The organism is Kitasatospora sp. NPDC059803 (genome assembly GCF_042732255.1).
In the GTDB taxonomy this organism is placed as follows: domain Bacteria; phylum Actinomycetota; class Actinomycetes; order Streptomycetales; family Streptomycetaceae; genus Kitasatospora.
Map to the genome: position 1 here is coordinate 1 of NZ_JBHWIJ010000439.1, position 5,114 is coordinate 5,114.

Here is a 5,114-nt window from a genome sequence, read left to right on the forward strand (position 1 = left end):
CCCCTGCGCAGGGGTGCCGGCCACCGGCGCGTTCGGCGGTCCGTGTTCAGGGCACGATGACGTCGGTGGTCCAGGCGGCGGCGTCCGGGCCGAGGGCCCTGGTGTGGGCGAGCATCCAGGGGAGGCCGCCGAGCTGTTCCAGGGAGGGCGGATCGCCGGCTCCGGTGCCGATGGAGATCTCCACCCCGTTCTGGACGGACTCCAGGGGCGGGTGCGGGTCGGTGTAGGGCGAGCCGTCCGTGCTGGTGTAGACCGGGCGCGGCCCGATCGGCCGCAGGCTGACCGAGACGTTCTTCCCCTCGACCTGGAACATCAGCCACAGGTTCCAGGCGCCGACGCCGTCCGTGTCCGGCCGCGAGAGCATGACGTCGGTGGCCTTGAACGTCTCGGGCAGGCCGGTGAACTGCACCGGCAGCGGGACGTTCCAGTGACCGAACCGGACGCCGGTGGCCACCTGGTGGAGGACTTCGTCGGTGACGTCCCCGGGCGCTCCGCCGTTCCCGCTGACCTCGGCCCAGCGGCCCTCGGGGGTCAGCCAGCGCAGCGTCGGCTGGTAGCGCTCGGGCTGGTCGGCGACCACCCGGTAGGCCGGTCGTCCGTTGACCGGTTCGGCGTCGACCTTGCCGAGTTTCACGTTGACCCCCGTCATCGGGGGCTCGGAGCCCGCCGGGTACTGGGAGAGCATGATGCGGGCGGCGTTCTCGCCCACGCCTCGGGCCTGGGCGTAGATGCCGTGGTAGCCGGTCTCGTAGCCGATGTGCTGCTCGCCGCCCACCCAGTCGGGCAGCCAGCCGAAGTGGACCTCGGTGGTCAGCGGGTCGATGCCGCTCACGGTCGGGGTCGGGGTCGGAGTCGGCGTCGAGGACGGCGAGGTGCTCGGGGTGGGCCCCGCCGGCGGTGTCGGGGCGACGGTGCCGCTTCCCGGGGCCAGCAGCGCGGTGGTCGCCACCACCGCCACCGTCACGGCGACGGCGACGGCGCCGATCGCGGCGTGCTTGCGACGGCGCAGCCGGGCGGTGCCCTCGGCGATCGAGCGGTCGGCGTCGAACCGCGCAGGTGGCGCCGACCCGTCGGCCAGGGCCGTCAGCCGGGCGGTGAGGTCGTGGTGATCCTTGCTGGTCATGGCGTCCTCCCTGCGACGGTGGGGCGGGCGGCGAGCCTGCCGCGGAGGGTGTCCAGGGCCCGGGAGCTCTGGCTCTTGACGTTGCCCGACGAGCAGCCCATGGCGTCGGCGGCCTGGTCGATCGTCAGGTCGCAGTAGTACCGGAGCACCACGGCCGCCCGTTGGCGGGCCGGCAGCGTCGCCAGGGCGTGGCGCAGGTCCAGCGAGGCGTCGAGGTCGACGGGCACGGACTCGGTGTCGAGGTCGGTGCCCGGCCGGCTGGTCCGCCGCCACCAGGAGGTGCGCTGCTCGGCCAGGAAGGTGTTGACCAGCACCCTGCGGGCGTAGCCGTCCAGGTTCTCCATGCGGCCTGCCCGTGACCAGTTCACGTACAGCTTGGTGATGGTCTCCTGGACCAGGTCGTCCGCGCGGTGCCAGTCCCCGCACAGCAGATAGGCGACCTTGCGCAGCCAGCCGCTCCTGGAAGTCACGTACTCCGTGAACTCCTCGTCGCGTGCCTGCTTCGCCATCTGCGCCCCCCTTCTCCCTCGTACCGTCGGCGCTCGTGCGCGCCGTCCACCCCCCTAATGCGGGCACCCGCCCCGAACGTTGCATGCGAATGCGCACGTAGGCTTTCGGACATGCCCAACGGCCGGTACACGCTCCATACAGCCATGACTCCTCTGGGTCACGACCGCGTGCTGCTCGGGGAGGAACGCTTCAGCTGCGCCCCCGGGGCGGCCGGCTGGCGGTACGTCTCCAAGACCTACGCGCCGGACGGGCGGGTGATCGGCAGCGTCGACCTCACCCTGGACTCGCGGGCCCGCCCGCTGCGGATGGAACTGCGGGCCGGCGGCTGGCAGGTGCGCGGCGGCGCGGTGGACGGCGTCGCCTGGGTCCGGACGGACGCGGCGGACCCGGGCGGCGAGCACAGCGTGGAGGGGCACGACCGGGCGCACGGGTTCACCGGCGGCTCGCCGGCCTTCCTGGTCGCCACCGCCCGGCTGCTGCGGCTGCGGGAGGGGGCGAGCGCGCGGGTGCGGCTGGTCGCGTTCACCGAACCGGTGCTGGCGCCGCGCACCTTCGACCAGGGGTGGCTGCTGGAGGGTGTCGACACGCACCAGACCGACTCCGGGCCGCTGCTGGTCGAGCGGTACCAGGTCGCGGACCTGGAGACCGGCGAGCAGCAGGTCGTGCACCTCGCGGGGGACGTGGTGCTGGCGGCCGACGGGATCGAACTGGAGGAGCTGGCGTCGCCGCCGAACGCCTGGCCGGCGCAGTTCGGGGAGTAGGTCCGGGTTGCGCGGGCCGGGCTGGGTGGGCCGGGCGGCGGGCCCGAGGGCGCGGTGAGCCTAGGCGGGCGGCGCGAAGCCGGTGTCGGGGGCCGGTGTCGAGGACGGTGCCGGTGCCGGTGCCGGGGTTGGTGCCGGTGCCGGGGACGGCTGGTCGGCGGTGGGCGGGGCGGGCTTCTCGAAGGAGGGGGCGGCCGGCTGGGGCGCGGGAGCCGGCCACGCGGCGGGTGCGGGGGCCGCGGTCCGCTGCCACTGCGCCTGGGCCCGCGTCCACTCCCGGCGCTGGCGCTCGGTGAGCACCGCGCCCAGGTACGCCGCCGGGTGTAGCCCCTGCGCCACCGGGTGACCGGTTCGGGCGGCCAGGTCGCCGGCCAGCCGGGTGGACATCTGGAGTGCCACCGTCGGATCCAACTGGCCTATGCGGCCCAGCAGTTGGCGGATCGCCAGCCAGAGCGGCTCCGGCACCGCGGACAGGTCCATCGCGACCAGCTCCCGGCCCATCGCCTGGAGCAGGTGCGGGTGCACGGGCGGCAGCGGGGGTGGCGTCCCACCGCCCGGGGTGCGCTCGCGGACGACCACCGTCCCGGCGAAGATGTCGCCCAGCCGCTTGCCGTCCGCGTTCACGGCCGAGGTGATCACCGCCGGCACGCCGGTCATGGCGACCAGCTCCATGAAGCCGACCAGCCCGCGCACCAGCGAGTGCCGGAACCGCACCGGGCCGCCGTCGGTGCGCACCACCCGCAGGCCGAGCGCGGCCTTGCCGAGCGAGCGCCCGTGGCTGAAGGTCTCGACCATCACCGGCACGGCCACCAGGAAGAACACCAGCAGCCCGATCAGGGTGGCCGCCAGCGCCGCACCGTCCAGTCCGATCAGGGCGACGCTCAGGGTGAGCGAGACCAGGAACAGGGCGGCGAACTCCACGAGCAGGTCCAGCGTGATCGCCAGCGCCCGGCTGGGAAGCTTCGCCGTCTGCAGGTCGAGGACGACCGCCTCACCCGTCACCAGGTCGCTCAAGACACCTGTCCGTTCACGTTCGTGGAGCCGTACAGCTCACTCATGGAGGCCGCCGAGGGCGGCACGGACGAGGGGAGGGACGTCACCCGGACCGGCCCCCACGACCTGCTCTCCGCAGTCTGATCCGCAGCCGCAAACATACGGCGCCCGGTGGCCGCACGGGAAGTGAGATCCCGGCGGCCGGGGTGCCCACCGCTCCTGGCATGCTGGGCCGCGCGTGTCCGTACCTACCCGCCCGTCCGCCCGCCCGCGACCGGGCCCCTCGCGCCCACCGCCGACCATGGAGCCGCCGAATGGACCTGGACGTCTTCGTCGCCACCCACCAGGGGGAGTGGGCACGGCTGGACGCCCTCGCCCGACGGCGCCGGCTCAGCGGGGAGGAGGCCGACGAACTGGTCACCCTCTACCAGCGCGCCACCGGCCACCTGGCCAAGGTCCAGGCCGCCGCACCGGACCCGGCCCTGCTCAGCCGGCTGACCGGCCTGGTCTCGCGGGCCCGCAGCGCGGTGACCGGATCGCGCAGCAGCGGCTGGCACGACGTCGCCCGGTACTACACGGTGAGCTTCCCGGCCGCGCTGTACCGCGCGCGCCGCTGGTGGGTGCCGGTCGCGGTCGTCTCGCTGCTGGCCACCGCGGTGCTCGCCTGGTGGATGGCCACCCACCCCGAGGTCCGCAACAGCCTGGTCGCCCCGGATCACCTGCGGGAGATGACCCGCCCGGGCGGGCAGTACGAGTCGTACTACTCGGACCGCCCGGCGAGTTCGTTCGCCGCACAGGTCTGGACGAACAACGCCTGGATCGCCGTGCAGTGCCTGCTGTTCGGGATCGCGCTGGGTCTCCCGGTGCTCTGGGTGATGTGGACCAACGTGGTCAACCTCGGTGTCGGCGTCGGGCTGATGGCCTCCGCCGGGCGACTCGACGTCTTCCTCGGCCTGCTCATCCCGCACGGCCTGTTGGAGCTGACCGCGGTGTTCGTGGCCGGCGGCCTCGGTCTGCGCCTCGGCTGGACGGTCATCGACCCCGGCCCGCGCACCCGTGGAACGGCCCTGGCCGAACAGGGCCGCTCCATCATCGGCATGTCCATCGGCCTCGCGACGGTGCTGGCCGTTTCCGGTGTACTCGAAGCGTTCGTCACCCCTTCCGGACTGCCCACCTGGGCGCGCATCTCGATCGGCGTGCTGGCCGAGGCGGCATTCCTCCTCTACGCGCTGGTGTGGGGCCGAAAGGCCGCCGAGGCCGGCGAAGTCGGTGATCTGGACGCGGCCGATCGGGCGGATCTGCAACCCGTCGCGGCCTGAGGCGAGGTGATCCACACGCCTCTGACCTGGTACTCTTCTCGCATCCCGACCAAACCATTGACGTGGTGAGGGTGGGCTAGTAGGTTTGAACGGTTGGGACAGACTGGACAACGGTCAGTCCCGGGCGTTAGTGTCTACGACACCGCCAAATCGAGGTGAGCGCGTTTTATGAATGCGCATCCTTCGACGAAGCAAAATCCCGCGGACTGAGCACACCGAAAGCTTTGATAAGCTTCGGAGCGAAGTTCGAAGGAAATCCCGCCAGCGGGAATTCGGAGAAACGAAGCCGGTAAGAACGGCCGCGAGGATCTGATAAGCTGGAAACACGAAAGAACGAAGCGCCCGGAGGGCCCGCTGGAAGGCGGTCCGAAGGAAGTGTCCGTTCCTTGAGAACTCAACAGCGTGCCA

General features: G+C 72.3%; 5 protein-coding genes. 2 read left to right on the plus strand and 3 right to left on the minus strand.

The features are described from left to right. Nucleotides 1-46: 46 nt before the first annotated feature. On the minus strand, nt 47-1,123 hold the full coding sequence (locus ACFV6I_RS37545; RefSeq protein ID WP_380430566.1) for a hypothetical protein: 1,077 nt from the start codon (nt 1,121-1,123) through the stop codon (nt 47-49). Continuing rightward, a complete protein-coding gene (locus ACFV6I_RS37550) occupies nt 1,120-1,632 on the minus strand; it encodes a SigE family RNA polymerase sigma factor (RefSeq protein WP_380343744.1) in 513 nt (170 codons plus the stop codon). Before ACFV6I_RS37550 ends, ACFV6I_RS37545 begins: the two co-directional genes overlap by 4 nt. Before the next feature lie 111 nt (nt 1,633-1,743). On the opposite strand from ACFV6I_RS37550, the gene ACFV6I_RS37555 reads away from it, so the two are divergent. After that, complete coding sequence (locus ACFV6I_RS37555; RefSeq protein WP_063349144.1) at nt 1,744-2,394, plus strand: hypothetical protein; 651 nt, start codon at nt 1,744-1,746, stop codon at nt 2,392-2,394. A gap of 60 nt (nt 2,395-2,454) precedes the next feature. Here the strand turns inward: ACFV6I_RS37555 and ACFV6I_RS37560 are convergent, their stop codons facing one another. Next, on the minus strand, nt 2,455-3,408 hold the full coding sequence (locus ACFV6I_RS37560) for an RDD family protein (protein WP_380430569.1): 954 nt from the start codon (nt 3,406-3,408) through the stop codon (nt 2,455-2,457). A gap of 293 nt (nt 3,409-3,701) precedes the next feature. On the opposite strand from ACFV6I_RS37560, the gene ACFV6I_RS37565 reads away from it, so the two are divergent. Continuing rightward, nucleotides 3,702-4,706, plus strand: a complete 1,005-nt coding sequence (locus ACFV6I_RS37565; protein WP_063349146.1) for a stage II sporulation protein M — start codon at nt 3,702-3,704, stop codon at nt 4,704-4,706. Nucleotides 4,707-5,114 lie beyond the last annotated feature (408 nt).

Excerpts from the sequence above, each read along its gene's own strand:
- ACFV6I_RS37555 (WP_063349144.1), top strand. The coding sequence starts at position 1,744 with ATGCCCAACGGCCGGTACACGCTCCATACAGCCATGACTCCTCTGGGT.
- ACFV6I_RS37550 (WP_380343744.1), bottom strand. The coding sequence starts at position 1,632 with ATGGCGAAGCAGGCACGCGACGAGGAGTTCACGGAGTACGTGACTTCC.
- ACFV6I_RS37545 (WP_380430566.1), bottom strand. The coding sequence starts at position 1,123 with ATGACCAGCAAGGATCACCACGACCTCACCGCCCGGCTGACGGCCCTG.
- ACFV6I_RS37565 (WP_063349146.1), top strand. The coding sequence starts at position 3,702 with ATGGACCTGGACGTCTTCGTCGCCACCCACCAGGGGGAGTGGGCACGG.